Here is an 18,444-nt window from a genome sequence, read left to right as displayed (position 1 = left end):
GCAGCAACACTGACAGCGGGAACAGATTACACGGTAGTGGGCAACACGGTAACGATAAAAAAATCTTACTTGGCACAACAATCTGTAGGCACGACAAACCTAGCATTCAACTTTAGCGCGGGTGCCGCTCAGACGCTGGCAGTTACAATTAGCGATCTGACAGTGACACCAATAACGGTTGCGAATGCGCCGACTGCAGTATCCGCCGTAGCTGGGAATAAACAAGCAACAGTCTCATTCACAGCACCAACAGATAACGGTGGAAGTGACATTACTGGCTATGAGGTAGTAGATGCAGATGGACACACAGTAGCAACGGGACTGGCTAGTCCAATCACCGTTACAAGTCTTACGAACGGGACGAGCTATTCGTTCAAGGTAATAGCAATTAATGGTGCAGGCTCTAGTGCAGCCTCTGTATCGTCGAACACCGTTACGCCATCAGCGCCTACAAACAGTGGTGGAACGACACAGACTGGTTCTTCTTCAGGTACAGGAGTAGACATCTGGGTTAATGGGCGTCTGGAGAGAATCGGAAGTGCTTCTACAGCATCTGTAAATGGCAAATCTACCACTACGATTACAGTCAATCAAGCGTTGCTGGAACAGAAGCTGGCCGCTGAAGGTCAAGGCGCGATTATTACAATTCCGCTTCTAGGTAATAGCTCAAATATCGTCATTGGCGAGCTGACTGGACAAATGATTAAGAACATGGAGCAAAAGCAAGCTATGCTTGAGCTCAAAACCGATCGAGCAACCTATACGATTCCTGCTCAGCAGATCAACATTGATGCGATCTCCAAACAATTGAGTCAGACAGTATCGCTGAACGATATTAAACTCCGGCTTGAGATCGGTACTTTAACGGATAATATGATGAAAATCGTACAGGGATCAGCGGACAAAGGTGGATTTACGTTGTCGGCACCTTCACTTGATTTTGCAGTTAGCGTAGAATACAACAACCAGATTATCCCTATTACTAAGTTTAGTGCGTATGTAGAACGGACTGTCGCCTTGCCTGCTGGCATTGATCTGAATAAAATTACAACAGGCATCGTTGTCGAGCCGGACGGTACAGTTCGCCACGTTCCAACTAGAGTTTTAGAAGATAAGGGCCAATATTTTGCCAAAATCAACAGCTTGACCAACAGTGCTTATTCGATTATCTGGCATCCGCTTGAATTTAAGGATGTTACTAATCACTGGGCCAAGGAGTCGGTCAACAATATGGGCTCGCGTCTTGTCATCAATGGAACAGGCAATGAGCTATTCAGTCCAAACAAAGATATTACGCGGGCAGAGTTTGCGGCGATTATCGTGAGGGGGCTGGGGCTTAAGCTTGAGAATAGTGAGGTCAACTTTACGGATGTCCTATCAACTGATTGGTACGGCTCTGCTGTTCAAACAGCGAGCGCTTATGGTTTGATTAATGGGTTTGAGGACGGCTCGTTCCGTCCGAACGACAAAATCACTCGTGAGCAAGCGATGACGATTATCGCCAAAGCCATGAAGATCACAGGACTGAAGGACAAACTCCCGACAGTAGATTCAGGAGAATTGTTAGGCCGCTATACTGACGCAGTAAAAATGTCCGCTTGGGCAACAGAGGGTATTGCTGATGTGCTGCAAGCCGAAATTGTTACAGGCAGAAGCGACACGCAGTTGGCTCCAAAAGCGAATATGACGCGTGCAGAAGTAGCTGCTATCATCGAGCGCCTATTGAAAATATCTGGTTTAATCTAAAGATTGAAGATCTACAAAGCGATATTTATCCTCTATTTCATATAGACAGGCTCTGCTCACCGAGGCATGACAGAGTTTAGCACTTATCCAGAGCACCCCATCTTGCTATATAACAGCATGATGGGATGCTCTTTTTTTCGTTTATCATCCGTGAGTAAGACAACGATATTCAAGACGGGAATGTTATAGATGAACGGACCACCATAACCCCTGGCGTAATAGTAGTCAAAAGCAGACAAGGGGGAGAAGCCGTCATGCCCTTCTGCTAAATCTGCTGCACATTCACCAATGCCATCCTTAAGAACAGAGAGGAGGAGAGCTCACGAGGATGTAGGGATATACGGAACGAGTTAATCGTTCACTGGAAATCGGCTGTTACTGCTCGAAGTGACCGTGCTGGGAGCTTCCTTTACAAGAAGCAGTTAGCGATCAATCCGTTATTAAACCGATATGCAAAGCTATAAGACTAAGGATGATTGTGTTTATGTCCAATATGATTGATGTCAGACGTGAAAAGATAAGAGTGTTGCCCTTCAAGCCGTTTAACAAACTGCTTGAGAGGCGTCTTTTTTCTAAAGTGAAGGAGGAGCGGTTATGGAAGATTCCCTAACGGACATATTAGCATGGGAAACGTGTGGGTGTCATAGAGGAGAGTCTATGGGATTCCCAGGCTATCTTGGTCCTGGAGGGAAAGTCGATATTCCTGAAAGTTTAACCGAAGGGGCTGGACGTGAGCTGAGAGAAGATACCGGATTAGTCGCAAGACCTGAGCACTTAATTTTCAAAGGTATAGATGAATATGTTGTGCCTAAAACCAATTACAGATGAAATATCTGTCGTATGGGATGAAGATAGTAAAAGCATGGTTGAGGATAAGCTTAGGTTGCTCGGGTAGTCATTGCACTAATGGGTAACTTCATCTCAATCACAATTGCTTACTTTAAAATAACGATCAATATTGCGAGGCTGCCGTTTCATAATGGCGGCCTCGTAATAGTAAGTTAGTGGTTTTATTCAGCAATTGGAGGAATAGCTTCATAAAGCATCTTCATTTATTGTCTCTATCAGCAGCGGAGCGATAAAATCACGGAACACATTTGCGGGGTGACGATCTTTTTTTCGTTTATCATCCGTGAGTACGACAACGATATTCAAGACGGGAATGTTATAGATGAACTGACCAGCATAGCCTCTCGCATAATAGTAGTCAAAAGAAGGCAGCAGAGAAGAAGCGTTGTGCTCTTCTATATGAACCTCAGTATGCTCTCCTGCCAGATCTGCTGCACTGAAGGTTTCTGCCCACCAATGCCATCCATAATAACAAGGGGGCGGCGAGCTAACGAGAATGTAGGGATGTACGGAACGAGTTACTCGCTCACTGGAGATCAGCTGGTGCTGCTCGAAACGACCCTGCTGCAGGTAAAGCTGCCCGAATTTAAGCATGTCTGCAGGGCGTAGATATAAGCCGTATCCACCTGTATGGATTCCTTGTGGATCGGATTCCCACATGTACGCTTCTATACCTAGCGGGGAAAATAGCTTCTCCTCTGCGAAGCGGGCAGTAGACATGCCAGATACTTGTACAAGAATAGCAGACAACAGCTGTGATACCCCGGAGTTGTATTCCATACGTGTTCCCGGATTATCAGACAGGGGCTGCTGTAATACAAACGCAACCCAATCGTCCGACCGTGTCATGCGCGGAAACGACTTTTGGCCGCCGAATTCGGTCCAGTCAAGCCCAGATGTCATCGTCAAGAGATGCTCCAGCGTTATTTCTCGTTTCCGCGGATCGGGATCCTTAAGAAGCTGAGGGAAGAAATCGGTTATTGGGGTGTTAGCCTCTGGTAAAATACGATGGTCCATGGCGATACCAATGAGAGCCGATAGAAAGCTTTTCGTGCATGAATTTACTTTGGCGGTTTGCTGCACAATATTTGGATTCCGATAATGCTCAAATAGCATTTGGTCGCCTTGAGTGATTAGGCAGCTTCTTAGGTCTAACGGTTTAATAGCTGATGCTAGTTCAGATAGGTCCATGCATTCCATTCCTTTATTTTCGTTATGTGCAAAAGTAAATTAAGAATAGCTTAAAGGAGTAATGGGATCAAGCCTGATGGGGTAGTGAAACGTTTGAGCGATTATGTTAACAGCTGCGCGGGAGGACCCTAGCGTTTTGTAAAGTTTTTGTTCTTTGCGCCTAGAAGCGTAGATTTCCTATACAATAAGAGCATTCGATTCATTCAGGAGGCCAATCTGATGAGAGCATTTTCGAAGGAAGAAAAAAGCTGGATGTGGTACGACTGGGGTCATTCTGCCTACTCTATTGTCATATCGACGGCTATTTTCCCGCTATTCTACAAAGCGGCTGCTGAGGGCGCTGGCGTTAGTGCTGCGAATTCTACGGCTTATCTGGGCTATACGATTGCGATTTCGACATTTATCCTTGCTCTGCTTGGTCCGATCCTGGGTACGATTGCAGACTACCAAGGGTTCAAAAAAACGTTTTTCGCAGGTTTCAGTTTGCTTGGAGTCATCGCTACAGCACTGCTCACTTTTATTCCGAACGATAATTGGGAGCTGCTGCTCGTCTGTTATATGTTTATCGCGATTGGCTCAGCAGGCTCCAATGTGTTCTATGACGCCTTTCTCGTAGATGTAACCGACGATGAACGGATGAATAAGGTGTCTACTCGCGGTTTCGCAATCGGTTATATTGGAAGCACCATTCCTTTTATTATAAGCATCGCGATCATTCTTCTTGCTGAAAAAGAAGTTTTGCCGATTTCGGTCACAGCGGCGAGCCAGATCGCGTTCTTCCTTACAGCTGTCTGGTGGGGCGTGTTCACACTGCCCATGCTTCGCAACGTACGCCAGAAACATTACTTGAAGCGCGAGTCTCGAATCGTCGTTAACAGCTTCAAACGTCTCTTTGAGACAATCAAACAAATCAAGCAGCATCGGACGATCTTCCTTTTCTTGTTAGCTTATTTCTTCTATATCGACGGTGTAGGGACGATCATTACGATGTCCACCGCTTATGGGACCGATTTGGGCATCGAATCGACCGATCTTCTTATTATTTTGTTCGTCACGCAGGTCGTCGCTGCTCCATTCGCGATGTTGTACGGGCGACTTGCGGATCTGTTTTCGAGCAAAATCATGCTGTACGCAGGCATCTGTGTCTATATAGTCGTATGTATTTACGCGTATTTCATGAAGTCGGCGTTTGACTTCTGGGTGCTTGCGATGCTAGTCGCCTCCTCGCAAGGCGGCATCCAAGCGCTGAGCCGTTCTTATTTTGCGAAGATGGTGCCAAAAGATAACGCTAACCGTTTTTTTGGATTTTATAATATTTTCGACAAGTTCGCTTCGATTCTGGGTCCGCTTCTTGTCGGTGCAACCGCGCAGCTGACCGGCCATACGAGCATGGGTGTATTCAGCCTCGTCATCCTGTTTATCATAGGGATCTTCATTCTCATGCGAGTGCCGGAGCCGGGTAAGGGATAGCCTGTCGGCTTCTCAGGCAGGTATGGGGAATAGTAAGTATGTGGAGTTAAACAAAGAAGGTAACTGTAAATATGATGCGCAGATTCGATTAAAACATGGGGTTTAGAAGTCGTGTTTATACGTACTCAAGAAGCAAAGAGGATTTTACCTCTGTTGCTTCTTTTTTTTATTTATACAAAGCATTAGTACTAGTGTAATATCACGGCAGTACACGAATGAGCTTATTTGCTTAAAAAGGAGGAATTTGCAATGAATGATGTCTCATTGTTTCGTCAATATTTCCTGAGGGCGCTTTACCTACTTGTTGTAGTAGGGCTAGGTGTTACGGTATGGCCTAGCGTCATTTATCACGAAGAGCCATGGGAATTATATGAAGGAGTAGTCCAATGTATGCTGGCATCCTTCTCCGTTCTGTGCCTCTTAGGATTGCGCTATCCGCTACAAATGCTGCCGCTGCTTCTGTGGGAATTAGGATGGAAGTCGATCTGGTTAATCGTCGTTGCTGTCCCGCTCTGGATCAATGGTCGAATGGATGAGTCTACATGGGCAACAGCTTCGGCCTGTTTGATCGTATTAATTTTCCCTTTCGGTATACCTTGGCGTTATGTTTATGCGCACTTTGTGAAAAAGCGCGGCGATCGCTGGCGCTAAGGAGATGGGAATATCCGAAGGACAGAAGGATTGAAGGATACATCATTCCTCTACTCCTCCTACAACAGGTAGAGCAGCATCCCATTTCCTTTGCTTGCTGCAAGGCGGTAGTAGTCAACGACCTCTGAATAGTAGCTCAGCAAATACTCCTTGTCTTCCTCTTCATTCCATTCCGAGCTTGAGGGATAAATACTTTCAGCGCTGAGCTCTGCGGCATTATAACGCAATTCAAGCTTCACGCTATCTAGCTGCAAGAGAGCATTAGATACTTCCTTCACTTGTTCAGCTGTTAAAAACCTGGCCGGTCCGTAGCCTTCATCTGCCCCTATAGGAGTACCTCCAAGAATAACATTCATGTAAGGCTCTTCTCCTCCGAAGGAGTTGCCATTCAGCAAATAATGTATTCCATGCCACGCTTTATCGATATCGAGTACCTCTTCATCGAACGGTTCATGGATAATTACGCCTCCCAGCTCATCAACACGCGCAATCAGCGAATTTAGTTGTTCAGTCGAAACCTGCTGCAAATATCCGATCATTCCCAATTCAATTGCCTCCCTTTCAACGATGCTTTCTGTTATTAATATCCGAATTATAGCATATTGAATCTGAACGATTATCGTATAATAGACCTAAATCAAGGAGGGAAGCAGCATATGAAATTAACAGAAACGCAAATAGAGCAGAGCTTGTCAGCGTACGAGGGGTGGAAGCGGGAGGATGGCAGGTGGATAACGAAGAAATATCGCTTCCATGCATTTATGAATGCCATTACGTTTGTGGATCGCGTAGCAGACGCATCCGAGCAGTTGGACCATCACCCCTTTATTGCCATTGATTTTAAAATAGTGACGCTTCGTCTAACAACATGGCACGAGGGTGGAATTACAGCGCTTGATTTTCAGGCTGCTGAAGCGTTCGACAAGGCATTCGCTCTTGAATAAGTGGAAACGGAGAAAAACCTCCTTTCCCGCACTTTACGAGAATGGAGGTCTTTTGGCCGGAAAAGAGTAGTATAGTCATTCGAAATAGGGCTTGTCTAACACAGGATACGCTACTGCCCTGCAGGCTACACGCCTGAATAAGCTAAAAACCCACCGTCCACAGGAATCGTCGTACCGGTCACGAATCCCGCGGTCGTCTCATCGGCTAGCCAGAGCAAAGCGCCGAGCAGATCCTCGGGCTTGCCGAAACGGCGCATTGGCGTGTGTGAGATGATTTTGCCAGACCGCTCGGTCAAGGAGCCATCCTCATTCAAAAGAAGCTTGTGATTCTGCTCCGTTAGGAAAAAGCCTGGTGCAATCGCATTGACGCGTATGCCCGATTCTGCCAGATGTACAGCGAGCCATTGATTAAAATTAACGATGGCTGCTTTCGCGGCGCTGTAGGCTGGCACCTTGGTCATCGGGGAAGGGGCGCTCATCGAAGAAATATTAATAATGACAGCACCTTGGCGGCCAACCATTTGCTCTGCAAATATTTGGGTAGGGATTAGCGTGCCGATAAAGTTAAGATCCATGACGTTGCGGAATCCATCAACGCTCAGATTAAACAAAGTAGTCGTATTCGCCTCATGAAGCTGCTCAAGCTTGAAGATCTCGTTGGTCGTGTTCGCGCTCGGATGATTGCCGCCCGCACCATTAATTAGAATATCGCAAGGACCGAGCTGCTCAAGCACAGCAGCGCCGGCTGCTCTCATGCTATCAGCGTTCGTCACGTCACAGGCAACCGCGATCGCTGTTCCGCCGACTGCTCTGATTTCCTCGGCAACCGCTAACCCTTTCTCGGCTGTACGATTCAAGATTGCAATCTTGGCTCCTTGACGGGCAAGCTCAAGTGCCATCACTCGGCATAGCACGCCTGCTCCTCCAGTAATGACGGCTACTTTCCCATTGTAGGATTCATGCTTAGGAAATGAACTCATGAACGCTCCTCCTGTTCTTTACTCGAAACGGCTGTATATGCATAAGCGTCCCATAGTCCCCATAAATGCATGATGCCGAGCGCGCGATCGTATAATCCATAGCCTGGTCTACATTGTTCATCCCAAATATGGCGGCCGTGATCGGGTCTTGCATAGCCTGTAAATCCAATATCATGATAAGCCTTTACAATACCAGCAATGTCTACTGTACCGTCTTGTGTACGATGTGAGGTTTCTATAAAATCGCCATTTTCAAATACACGAACATTACGAATATGAGCAAACGGTATGCGATCCCCAAATTCATGAATCATGGAAATAATATCGTTGCTTGGATTGGCGCCAAGTGAACCGCTGCACAGCGTAATGCCATTGTATGGGCTGTCATAAAGCTTCAAGAAGGTTCTGAAATTTTCTTGGCAGGTCATGATGCGTGGCAAGCCGAATATCGGCCATGGCGGATCATCCGGGTGTATGGCCATGCGAATGCCGCTGCGTGCTGCGACCGGAATGATCTCATTCAAGAAATATCGAAGATTTTCCCATAAATGCGCTTCTGTTACTCCTTTATAGGCCTCGAATAAGCTCGTCAAATGCTGCAGCCGCTCAGGCTCCCAGCCTGGCATTGTAAGGGCGGAGTTGGCGTTAATCTCGTCAACTAACTGGAAGGGATCAGCGTTAGCAATCCGGCTGTTCTCATAGAATAACGCAGTTGCACCGTTGCCCATCGGTTTGTGTAGATCTGTTCGAAGCCAATCGAATATCGGCATGAAGTTGTAGCAGATGACTTTGACTCCGACGCTTCCAAGCTTCTCAATTGATCGTTTGTAATTCTCGATATACATGTCGCGGGAAGGCAGCCCAAGCTTAATATCTTCATGTACGTTAACGCTTTCAACAACGTCGATATGCAGGCCTGCTTGCTCAGCTTGCTGCTTAACCTCCATAATGCGGTCGATGGGCCATTCGTCTCCTGCTGGAACATCATGCAGCGACCAAACAATACCGTCTGTTCCAGGAATCTGTTTAATGTAGCTGAGGGGAACGGTATCATTGCCCTCACCGAACCATCTAAACGTCATTTTCATGCGAGTCGTGCCTCCTAATCGTTATTTGTAATAATTCGGGTATTTCTCCTTCAGAAGCGCTTGATCAGCGATGTTCAGGCTGAGGTGATCAGTTATTAATTGCTGCGCGCCTACGCCGTTCTGTGATTTTATTGCTTCAGCTATCTGGAGATGCTGCTCGTAGAGATGCTTCCAATCATGGTCGTCAACGAGCCTTAGCATGCGGCTTCGATTCAAATGCGCATTCATTTGCTGCATGATCTTCCATATATTCGTTTTGCCGCATCCATCGAACAATATTCGGTGGAAAGCTTCGTCAAGCTCGAACATGCTTTTGTCATCCTTGCTATCCAAGCAAATCTGCTGCTCGTGAAGATTTTGCTCAAGAGCAAGCAGGGAAGGCAATGGGAAATGGCTGCAAGCAAGCAGGATGATGGCTTTCTCGAGCTGCTCTCTCATAAACCGTGCTTCCTCTACAAGAGCGGTGTCGATTAAGGAGACGAAGGTTCCGCGCTGGGGCAGCACCTGCACGAGTCCCTCCTGAGCAAGCCGCAGGAAGCTTTCTCTGACAGGCGTGCGGCTGACCTTGAACAAAAGCGAGGTTTCGTTCTCTGAAAGCGGCGTGCCTGGAGGCAGCGAAAGCTTTAATATTTGTTCTCTGAGCTCCATATAAACAGCATCTCTAGTTGATAATGGCTGTGGACGGTTGTTGAAATTCATGCTCTCATTCCTTTCACATCATAACTACCATACTACCATACAAGTTAAGTCGTTTGAAAGTAGAAAGTGAAAAATGAAAGAAGGACAGCTTTGCAAGTAGATGATCTACTTGCAAAGCTGTCCTTCAATATGGTTCATAATGGTTATTTTGCGCTAATGGGCATGACTCCAAGTTGTTTCATGACCGCTAATAGGACAAGCAGGGAATCTTTCTCCCTCTTGCAGCTTATTTTTCTTGCCTGATTCTGAAAGGTAATACCCAGCATGCTTTACAATTTCTCCCGTTCGATAAGAAGTATCTGTACTACTCTTTGTCTGGCTCATAGTAACCAACACCTCCAGTTATTTGGCGGCGGATACATAATAGGGGGATATCCGCACATGATTATATACCCTTTATAAGTGTTGCTGAAACATCGAAGTAAGTGTGCATTCCTTTATTTCTCTATTGAGTGCTCCTTGTTTCCTTCTTTTCTTGTTTTCTCACGCTCATCCAGCGTCTTCAAATAACTAGACATGACGCGAGCAAGCTGATCGGATATTTCGACAAGGCTCATATGCGCAACATCCTCGAAGGTCGTCTCCAGAATGTGTGGATATTTGTAGGTGGTCTCAGGCTGATCAAGGCTTGTCACTGTAAAGGTATCATCGGGTTTGACGACAGCATCCTCAGCGCCTGCAACAAGCAGTACCGGGTATTTGGCTTCTGCAAGCACATGGCTTCGATCAGGACGCTGCATCATGCCCTCTAAGGTTGCGATAACAGCTTTGGCTTCCATTTCTTGCCCAACGCCAATCAGATCACTCACTTCATTACGCATTTCAGCGAGCTTCTCATCTGTAAACAAATGAGGGATGATGCCATAAAGGTATTTGGAAACACCTTTCTCACGGATGGCTTCGATATCCGCTATACGCTTCTCTTTCGTCGCTTCTGAATCCGGCAGAGCCGTGGAATGGATAAGTCCGAAGCCGCTAAGCCTCTCAGGATATTTTTCGGCAAAAGCAGCCGTTACATAGCCGCCTAATGAGTGACCGAACATGACGACCTTATCGAGATGAAGCGCTGCAAGGAGCGCTGCAATGTCATCGGCCATGAGATCCGTTGTATAGGTCCCGTCGGGAGCTGAAGATCCTCCGTGGCCGCGAAGGTCTGGTGTTATGACGCGATATTGATCGCTAAGCAGCGGACATATCTTTTGCCAATATCCCGATGAGCCGCAAAAGCCGTGGAGCAATACAACTGTTTTCTCATTATTACTTCCACATTCTTCATAGACGATATCGATGCCGTTAACGTGAATACGTTGCTTTTCCATCGACCATCACCAGCCTTTTCTTAAATCGATTTGTTTGGTGTAGTCTCTTAACCTCATACTCGGCATCTGAAACAGAAGAAAATAACACATATTTATTTCTTCATTAATAGCAGGTGTAGAGGAGGGAAAGTCGGAAATCCCTCTGTTTCAAAGGCCTTTGGGCTGGTTAATAACATGACAAGTTAACAAAAACTGAATCTAAAGGGAAGGATGATTCCAATGTTAGGATGGGCATTATTATTTTTCATCTTTGCAATCGTCGCTGGCATTTTCGGCTTTCTCGGAATTGCTTCCGCATTAGCGGGAATCGCCAAAATATTGTTCGTCGTGTTTATCGTACTCTTTATCGTATCTCTTATCGTGGGCCGAAGACGAGTCAGTTAACCCCGTCTCACGCTTGAAGAAGAACTCGTAATTATAACTATAATAATAGGAGGAATGAACATGAATAATCTATCCAATACAAAGGTGCACACTGTCAATAACGTCGTTGAGGTACAGGAACAAGTGTATAAATTCCAGGCCGAAGGTTACCAGAAGGATAAAATCTTTGTTCTGACTCACGACAAGGACAGGACGAAACGAATTGTGGACAATACGGATGCTGAGAAAATCGGTATCGCAGAGGAAGGCTTCGGGTCGGCTATCGCTAATATTTTCCGCTCTAATGGGGATGAGCTTCGTGCCAAGATGAGGTCACTTGGTATATCCGATCAAGAAGCACAACGTCTTGAACGCGAGCTGGATCAAGATAAAATTCTTGTTATCGCTTGGGGCGGTAAGGAATATTCGGGCGAGGAATTCGACCCTGCCGTTTATTACTACCCTCATTATGTGGTTTAAAAGCTAGAGCCGCTGCTTCGATGACGAAGAATAAGACCTACCCTCACGGGTAGGTCTTTATTGGTCATTTTTTCTACTAAAAGTTGACTCTTACTGCCGTTACGCTCAGAATATGAGTAGCAGGTAAGCGAGTTAAAGGAGCATACATATGAGTATTATAATCGTAGATGATAATGCTACAAATCAAATTATTATTAAGGCTATACTAAACAAAGAAGGCTATGAGGATTTAAAAATTGCTTCTTCGGCGATGGAGCTCTACGATATGCTGGATATAGATAGCACCTGTACGGCAGAGACAAGCGTCGATCTGATTCTTATGGACATGATGATGCCTGAAATCGACGGCTTGGAGGCATGTAAACGTATTTTACAGGTCGAGCGCTATAAGGATATTCCCATCATATTTGTTACGGCCCTTGGCGATTCGAACAAAATGGCAGAAGCGCTCGATGCTGGTGCAAGCGATTACGTCATGAAGCCGATCAATAAGATGGAGCTTCTGGCGCGTATTCGCTCGTCGCTGCGATTGAAGCGTGAGATTGATTGGCATAAGGAAAGAGATCGGCAGATCAAGACGAAACTGGAGCTTGCCAAAAAGGTGCAGCGGAATGTATTAAGCCAGCCTATAGATGATGATCAAATAAAAGTAAGCGCGGTCTACCAGCCGTCATCTGAGCTTGCTGGAGATTTCTACGCATGGTACCGAATTGACGAGAGTCGTTATGGCGTTATTTTGCTTGATATGATGGGACATGGGATTTCATCTTCGCTTGTGTGCATGTATATATCTTCGGTTCTCAAGGATACGATTACGCGTATTACCGAGCCAGATCTCGTCATGCATGAGCTTAATCGATATATGAACCAGCTGTATAAGAAGGAAGAGCTGCTTAATTATTATTTCACAGCTATTTATTTGGTTATTGATACCGATAAAAAAGTGATCGAATATGTGAATGCAGGCCACCCACCTGGCAAAGTACTAGTAGGCAGTGAGGTGAAGCTGCTGACAGAGGGCTGCTGTGCGATCGGATTATTTGATAGTATCGATATAACCAAAGGTGTTCTTTCGTACGATAAGTCTATGCAATTATTCCTTTATACAGACGGATTAAGTGAAGCGCTTGGTGCTGATGAAGAGACTAAGCTAGGTTTGCTCATTGAGCGCTTGCGCGGTGAGGAAGCATCAGAGCATACAGCAATCGTAAGCGAATTTATTGCAGAGTATAATAACGAGAGTCAGAAGGATGATATTTGCGTAGTCATGATTGATACGAAATAAAGATTGGTTGACGCAATAATGAATTGTCGTAAAAAATTTTAAAAAGCCTGTTTCAAACGCTCGAGAGTGGTTTATAAATAGATAAGTCAAGCAACAAGGATATTCCCGCATAGGAGGGAGACCATATGAAGAACTTTATTTTAATTGGCTGCTTGATTGGAGGGATTTTCGCTTACTCCGGAGAGCTGGCTCCAACCACTTCGATGCAATTGCGAACGATGGATTCCAGCTGTCTGGAGGCGAAAGCACCTGCTCAAGCAGTGAGCAAAATAGTGACAGCTTCTATGACTCCCATTACCGTAGCACATACGACCTATACCCAAGCACAAACCTTAATCCCTGAAGTGGTCAAGCCAAGCTTCAAGCTTCAAAGCGTAAACGGCATTACCCTCTATGATGACCCAAGCACGTTGGTCAAGAAGCTTGGAGAGCCTAAGAGAATTGCAGTGGACCCTTATTTCAAGGAAATGAGTACGTATGACTATCCGAATATGGCTATTGTGTTTAGCGATGGACTGCTCTATTCGTTAGAAATACCAGAGGGTGCAAGCGTCATTGTGATTGACGGTACTCAGATTGCTGCGACGGTTGAAGCGTTAGAAGAAGCATTGGGTCAACCCGATTATACAACAGAGGACGGAATTGTTTTTGAACGAGGCGAAGCATTGTTGAAGCTGTTTATCGATGTGGATTCGAACAAGCTGACGTCTATTCATTACTTTCATAGCTCCTCGATGTAAGCATTCGCTTGTACATCTTGTACAATGAACAGGAACTTGATAAGCTATTTATTAAACAAACGCGAGCGGAGTGAATGAAATGAAAGCAGAGCAATTTCAAGTGGTGCAGGAAGAGACGTTAGATCAGTTTATTCTACATGTTAGCGGTGAATTGGACTTATCCGTAGTTCCACAGCTTCGAACTGCTTTGGAGCCTGTGATGAATCGAACGGATAAAGCATTAATATTAAACCTCAAACAATTAAAATATATAGACAGTACCGGAATCGGCATTATCGTTTCGGTGCTGAAGCTGCGTGATGAGCTAAAGGCTCCTTTTTTTGTACGTGAAATACCGGCAGCCGTTAAACGGCTTTTTGATCTTACAGGTATTTCCAGATATCTAACAGAAGGGACAGAGGCTCAAGCATGAATGCCATCCGTTTACAAATACCGGCCCATGCAGACTATATCGATTTGGTCAGAATCTGTCTTTTTGGAATTGCATCAAAAATGAATTATGCGTATGAGGACATGGAGGATATGAAGGTCGCTGTCTCAGAAGCCTGCAATAATGCTGTTATTCATGGCTCCTACGATGCTGACGGCAACGTTATTGACATCAGCTTCGAGCCTGTGAATTCAGGCCTTACGATTAAAGTGAAAAACAATGGAACTTCGACACTTGTCGAGGAAGCGATAGAAAAGGCAGCTCCCCTGCCTGAGGTTGAGGTAAGTGGACTGAAGGTAGGAGGGCTCGGCATCTACTTGATGCAGGCACTGATGGACGAGGTAGAGGTGAATACTTCGGATAGCGGTACGGAGGTTGTTCTAACCAAATATTTGAATGTTGCGGCAGGGCATTAGATGATGCTCATTATTGCATGTGTACACAGAAGGGAAATGACGTATGGACGTCATTTCCTTTTTTGCGTACTTCGTCTCAATAGGGCGGAATGGATCGAGAGTGTTAAAGCTTGAGAAGCATTAATTTTTCCTGAATATTCGTTCGGATGCATTTATATCCTCATATTGGGTTTTGTGAGTGGAGATAATGGATTCCATATTGCCTAACGCTAAGAAGCCGTGTGGTGCCAAGCTCTCAAAAAACAAATCATGCACACGATTTTGCAAATGCGGGTCAAAATAAATAAGCACGTTGCGGCACAAAATAACGTGGAATTCATTAAAGGAACGATCCGTTGCCAAATTATGTTGAGCAAACGTCATGTTCTTCTTGATGTCTGAGTGGAACATGGCATGCTCGGAATCAGTTGTATAATAGGAGGAAAATTCCTTATTGCCGCCTGCATGCAAATAGTTTTTTGTAAAGGCCTGCATGCGTTTCAGCGGGAATTTTCCTAGCTTGGCACTATCGATAACATGTTCGTTCATATCCGTTGCATATATTTTGGTTTTATCTAGGAGTCCTTCCTCCAGTAGCAGGATAGCCATAGAATAAACCTCTTCCCCAGTGGCACAGCCAGCATGCCATATTCGAATTTCGGGCAGCCCACGAAGAAGAGGGACAATTTCGCTTCGGAAGGCGGCAAAAAAGCTGGGATCACGAAACATTTCGGTTACTTTGATCGAGAAATCATTCTGAAGCTTATCGATAAATCCAGGCTCATGCAGCACCTTCTCGAGCAGAGACGTAATCGTATTCAGACCTTCAAGGTTCATGCGGTGCTGAATACGCCTGCGGATAGAGGTTCGTAAGTAATTTCTGAAATCACAGCCATAGGCATGATAAATGCCATCTAAGAGCAAATTTATTTCGATTTGCTCAAGCTCGCTATACGATAATTCCTCTATGCTCTCTGAATCCTCACTCCAAGATTGACTCAATGTCCCACCTGCTTCGTCAGCCATACCCGCATCAGGGAGAAGAGCTGGTCCATATTTAGAGGCTTGCTAATGTAATCAGAAGCGCCGGCATCCAAACATTTCTCACGGTCGCTCTTCATAGCTTTGGCAGTCAACGCAATAATAGGAGTATGCTTATGGGTTGGATCCAGACGGATCGCCTTCATCGTTTCATAACCATCCATAATGGGCATCATAATATCCATCAGAATTAAATCAAAGTTTGTTCGCTTCTCGATTATTTCCAAACATTGCTTGCCGTTATTTGCTACGGTGACGTTCATACCTTTGTTCTCAAGCACCTTGACAAGCGCAAATATATTACGCGAATCATCCTCTACGAGCAGGATGTTTTTACCTTTGAACAACGGGCCTTCATAATCAGTGCTGTTCGTTACCGTATAATCGGCAACATCAGGTGCCGAGACAACGGCGGCTGCTTCAAGTGGACGCTCTGCTGTCGCTGCAATCTCTTGATTCAGGAAGACAAGCTGTTCTTTCTCCATGTCAGGGAGGCTTGGGACCAATAGTGTAAAGACGCTCCCTTTATGAAGTGTACTATCAATAATGATATGCCCGCGCAGCAGCTTCGTAAATTCATTGCAAATGGATAAGCCTAGACCTGTACCACCGTATTGACGGTTCGTCTCCCCGTCTACCTGCTGGAAGGCCTCGAATATTAGCTGCTGTTTATCTACAGGGATGCCTATTCCGGTATCAGCAACTGATATGGCTAGTACATGATCGCCGGTATGCTCGGGTATGTGCTTCTGAATGTCTTCAAGACTGGCGTTCTCAATCGTCAAACTTACCGAACCGTTTTTTGTGAATTTGAACGCATTAGAAAGTAGGTTTTTCAATATTTGCTGCAGCCGCTGTCCGTCGGTAAAGAGCAATTGCGGCACATCAGAGTCAAGCTGTATGTGGAATGTCAGGTTTTTAGTCTCAGCTACGGGGCTGAAGAGTAGATTCATATGCTCTGGTATTTCACTGACGTTCACTTCATCCATCGTCAATATAATCTTACCTGCCTCGACCTTGGATAGATCAAGAATATCATCGATTAGTGTTAACAAATCGTTGCCGGAGGTATGAATGACTTTGGCATAAGCGGCTTCTTCTGTGCTTAGCGTTTCATTCTCATTCTCGGCAAGCATCTGAGATAAAATGAGAATACTGTTCAAAGGTGTACGAAGTTCATGCGACATATTGGCAAGGAAGTTTGATTTGTACTGCGAGCTGCGACGGAGCTGCTCCGAGTACGTTTCGAGTTCCTCCTTCGCTTTCTCCAATTCCTTCGTTTTCTGCTCGGCGAACAGATTCTGCTCTTCCAAATGCTCGGTAGTCATACGCATTTCTTCCTGCTGCATCTGCAGCTCCTCGGACTGTGTTTGTAATTCCTCCGTTTGTGTTTGCAACTCTTCAGTCATCACTTGCGATTCGCTGAGCAGCCTCTCGACCTCCATGCGTCCTTGAACGCTGTTAATCGCAACGCCGAAATGGCTTTCAATCTGCTCAAGCAGCTTTAGATGCTGTGAGGTGAAGGATTCTACAGAAGCAAATTCCACCACTGCAGCTACTTTGCCTTCGAATTCGAAAGGAATAATTAGAATGCTTTTTGGTTCCATCTTGCCAAGTCCTGAAGTGAGATTGATCCGATGGCCTGGTGCTGTATTTAACAAAAAGGTCCTTTTCTCAAGTGCAGCTTGACCAATTAAGCCTTCACCAAGACGGAAGCTGCCATGACCTATTTCTTCGTCAGATGCAGCATAGGAGGCGCATTTTACAAGCCTCTGACTGTCTCCGTTACCAGTGCGGATATAGAACACACCGTATACTGCATTAAGTATAGGTGAAAGCTTAGTAAGGAATGAGCCTGCCAATGTTTCAACATCATTAATGCCTTGATTCATAGTGGCAACCTCTGCAACCTTTTCTTGTATCCAATATTGGTCGTTAAGATTTTCAAGCAGGTTGTTGGTTGCATCAGCAAGATCTTTAATCTCATCATGCGTATTAACTGTAATTCTTGTAGATAAGTCTCCTCCGGAGGAGGCTATTTCTGTAATGGTTTTCACAACGTCCTTAATCGTTTTGACGATTGTACCAGATACGAAGGACACGATAATGAACGAAATAATCGATACGATAATGAGCATCAAGTATAAGCTGATTATAAGAATGTCATTTCGGTTTTTTAGTTCGACAATATGATTTTTAGTGGCAGTTACTTCCTTTTGGCGAAGGTTTTCCAATTGAGCTCGGAGGTCATCAATTTGCTGCTTGCCTGTGTCCTCATTAAAGAAGTCTATGATGCCTTGCGTATTATTCGCTTTGCGCATGGCAATCGTCGGTTCTCCTGCTTCCGTAATCCAGTTCTGGATGGTCAGCTTGATTTCTTCCAAGCTTTTGATGGAAGACGGGTCATAAGATAAATACTGATAGAGAGCATTATAATTCGCTTCCCACTCCGATTTCCCGCGATTATAAGGATCCAGATAGTTATCAGTTCCCGTAATGACATAGCCGCGCTGGCTTGTCTCCATGCTTATTGCGTTGTATCTAATCATGGATATTAAATTATGAACTTCAATATCGCGAGTGGTAATTGTTTCAATCTCGCCCTGCAGGGATGATATTCGGCTGCTGACGATCAGAATGGAAACACCGACGAAACATATAATCAAGAAATAGCCGATTAGTATTTTCCAGCGAATATTTAATCGTAGATTGCGCAATTTGCTAGGCTCCTTTTAGATCATTCATTAGTTTTAGAGAGTTCCTATCATTATAA

General features: G+C 45.1%; 20 protein-coding genes. 11 read left to right on the top strand and 9 right to left on the bottom strand.

The features are described 5' to 3' along the window. On the top strand, positions 1–1,746 hold a 1,746-nt coding region (locus tag FGT79_RS23885), incomplete at its 5' end, for an S-layer homology domain-containing protein (protein WP_138755352.1). A 594-nt stretch (positions 1,747–2,340) separates the two neighbouring features. Next, positions 2,341–2,574, top strand: coding sequence for an NUDIX domain-containing protein (locus tag FGT79_RS23880; protein ID WP_246096585.1), 234 nt, complete (start codon positions 2,341–2,343; stop codon positions 2,572–2,574). 207 nt (positions 2,575–2,781) lie between these two features. Here the strand turns inward: FGT79_RS23880 and FGT79_RS23875 are convergent, their stop codons facing one another. Next, on the bottom strand, positions 2,782–3,795 hold the full coding sequence (locus FGT79_RS23875; protein WP_138755351.1) for a serine hydrolase domain-containing protein: 1,014 nt from the start codon (positions 3,793–3,795) through the stop codon (positions 2,782–2,784). 207 nt (positions 3,796–4,002) lie between these two features. Between FGT79_RS23875 and FGT79_RS23870 the strand changes: the two genes are divergently transcribed. Both FGT79_RS23870 and FGT79_RS23865 read left to right on the top strand, forming a co-directional pair. Continuing rightward, complete coding sequence (locus FGT79_RS23870; RefSeq protein ID WP_246096588.1) at positions 4,003–5,256, top strand: MFS transporter; 1,254 nt, start codon at positions 4,003–4,005, stop codon at positions 5,254–5,256. A 249-nt stretch (positions 5,257–5,505) separates the two neighbouring features. Further along, complete coding sequence (locus tag FGT79_RS23865) at positions 5,506–5,907, top strand: hypothetical protein (RefSeq protein WP_138755349.1); 402 nt, start codon at positions 5,506–5,508, stop codon at positions 5,905–5,907. A gap of 59 nt (positions 5,908–5,966) precedes the next feature. On the opposite strand, the gene FGT79_RS23860 is transcribed toward FGT79_RS23865, so the two are convergent. Next, positions 5,967–6,446: a YfbM family protein gene (locus FGT79_RS23860; protein WP_246096587.1), complete on the bottom strand. Its 480-nt coding sequence runs from the start codon at positions 6,444–6,446 to the stop codon at positions 5,967–5,969. Between the two features lie 117 nt (positions 6,447–6,563). Between FGT79_RS23860 and FGT79_RS23855 the strand changes: the two genes are divergently transcribed. Continuing rightward, the gene (locus FGT79_RS23855; RefSeq protein WP_138755347.1) at positions 6,564–6,851 is read left to right on the top strand and encodes a 4a-hydroxytetrahydrobiopterin dehydratase; all 288 of its coding nucleotides are present in this window, start codon (positions 6,564–6,566) and stop codon (positions 6,849–6,851) included. A 125-nt stretch (positions 6,852–6,976) separates the two neighbouring features. Here FGT79_RS23855 and FGT79_RS23850 read toward each other — a convergent pair whose 3' ends face one another. The 5 genes from FGT79_RS23850 to FGT79_RS23835 all read right to left on the bottom strand — a co-directional run bounded on the left by FGT79_RS23850 (position 6,977) and on the right by FGT79_RS23835 (position 10,937). Then, entirely contained in the window at positions 6,977–7,831 is an 855-nt protein-coding gene (locus FGT79_RS23850) for an SDR family oxidoreductase (protein WP_138755346.1), read from the bottom strand. Then, a complete protein-coding gene (gene uxuA / locus FGT79_RS23845; protein WP_138755345.1) occupies positions 7,828–8,919 on the bottom strand; it encodes a mannonate dehydratase in 1,092 nt (363 codons plus the stop codon). Before uxuA ends, FGT79_RS23850 begins: the two co-directional genes overlap by 4 nt. Before the next feature lie 21 nt (positions 8,920–8,940). Continuing rightward, positions 8,941–9,618 carry a GntR family transcriptional regulator gene (locus tag FGT79_RS23840; RefSeq protein WP_138755344.1) on the bottom strand — a complete coding sequence of 226 codons (678 nt, stop codon included), beginning with the start codon at positions 9,616–9,618 and terminating at the stop codon, positions 8,941–8,943. A gap of 153 nt (positions 9,619–9,771) precedes the next feature. Then, positions 9,772–9,942, bottom strand: coding sequence for a hypothetical protein (locus tag FGT79_RS31345; RefSeq protein WP_171056413.1), 171 nt, complete (start codon positions 9,940–9,942; stop codon positions 9,772–9,774). 113 nt (positions 9,943–10,055) lie between these two features. Continuing rightward, entirely contained in the window at positions 10,056–10,937 is an 882-nt protein-coding gene (locus tag FGT79_RS23835) for an alpha/beta fold hydrolase (RefSeq protein WP_138755343.1), read from the bottom strand. A gap of 219 nt (positions 10,938–11,156) precedes the next feature. Here FGT79_RS23835 and FGT79_RS23830 point away from each other — a divergent pair, with 219 nt between their 5' ends. The 6 genes from FGT79_RS23830 (at position 11,157) to rsbW (ending at position 14,651) form a co-directional block, all read left to right on the top strand. Beyond that, positions 11,157–11,321, top strand: a complete 165-nt coding sequence (locus FGT79_RS23830; RefSeq protein ID WP_138755342.1) for a DUF1328 domain-containing protein — start codon at positions 11,157–11,159, stop codon at positions 11,319–11,321. 60 nt (positions 11,322–11,381) lie between these two features. After that, positions 11,382–11,780, top strand: coding sequence for a YflT domain-containing protein (locus FGT79_RS23825; protein ID WP_138755341.1), 399 nt, complete (start codon positions 11,382–11,384; stop codon positions 11,778–11,780). Between the two features lie 148 nt (positions 11,781–11,928). Beyond that, the gene (locus FGT79_RS23820) at positions 11,929–13,065 is read left to right on the top strand and encodes a fused response regulator/phosphatase (protein WP_138755340.1); all 1,137 of its coding nucleotides are present in this window, start codon (positions 11,929–11,931) and stop codon (positions 13,063–13,065) included. Between the two features lie 125 nt (positions 13,066–13,190). Then, positions 13,191–13,805, top strand: a complete 615-nt coding sequence (locus tag FGT79_RS23815) for a hypothetical protein (protein WP_138755339.1) — start codon at positions 13,191–13,193, stop codon at positions 13,803–13,805. 79 nt (positions 13,806–13,884) lie between these two features. Further along, positions 13,885–14,217 carry an STAS domain-containing protein gene (locus FGT79_RS23810; RefSeq protein WP_138755338.1) on the top strand — a complete coding sequence of 111 codons (333 nt, stop codon included), beginning with the start codon at positions 13,885–13,887 and terminating at the stop codon, positions 14,215–14,217. After that, the gene (gene rsbW / locus FGT79_RS23805) at positions 14,214–14,651 is read left to right on the top strand and encodes an anti-sigma B factor RsbW (RefSeq protein WP_138755337.1); all 438 of its coding nucleotides are present in this window, start codon (positions 14,214–14,216) and stop codon (positions 14,649–14,651) included. Before FGT79_RS23810 ends, rsbW begins: the two co-directional genes overlap by 4 nt. A gap of 120 nt (positions 14,652–14,771) precedes the next feature. On the opposite strand, the gene FGT79_RS23800 is transcribed toward rsbW, so the two are convergent. Further along, positions 14,772–15,632, bottom strand: coding sequence for a CheR family methyltransferase (locus FGT79_RS23800; protein WP_246096584.1), 861 nt, complete (start codon positions 15,630–15,632; stop codon positions 14,772–14,774). Beyond that, on the bottom strand, positions 15,629–18,388 hold the full coding sequence (locus FGT79_RS23795; protein WP_138755335.1) for a response regulator: 2,760 nt from the start codon (positions 18,386–18,388) through the stop codon (positions 15,629–15,631). Before FGT79_RS23795 ends, FGT79_RS23800 begins: the two co-directional genes overlap by 4 nt. Positions 18,389–18,444: the final 56 nt, after the last annotated feature.

This window comes from Paenibacillus sinopodophylli (assembly GCF_005930355.1).
GTDB lineage: Bacteria > Bacillota > Bacilli > Paenibacillales > Paenibacillaceae > Pristimantibacillus > Pristimantibacillus sinopodophylli.
Note: the sequence above shows the minus strand (reverse complement) of the source record. Positions and strands in the feature narration are given on the sequence as shown.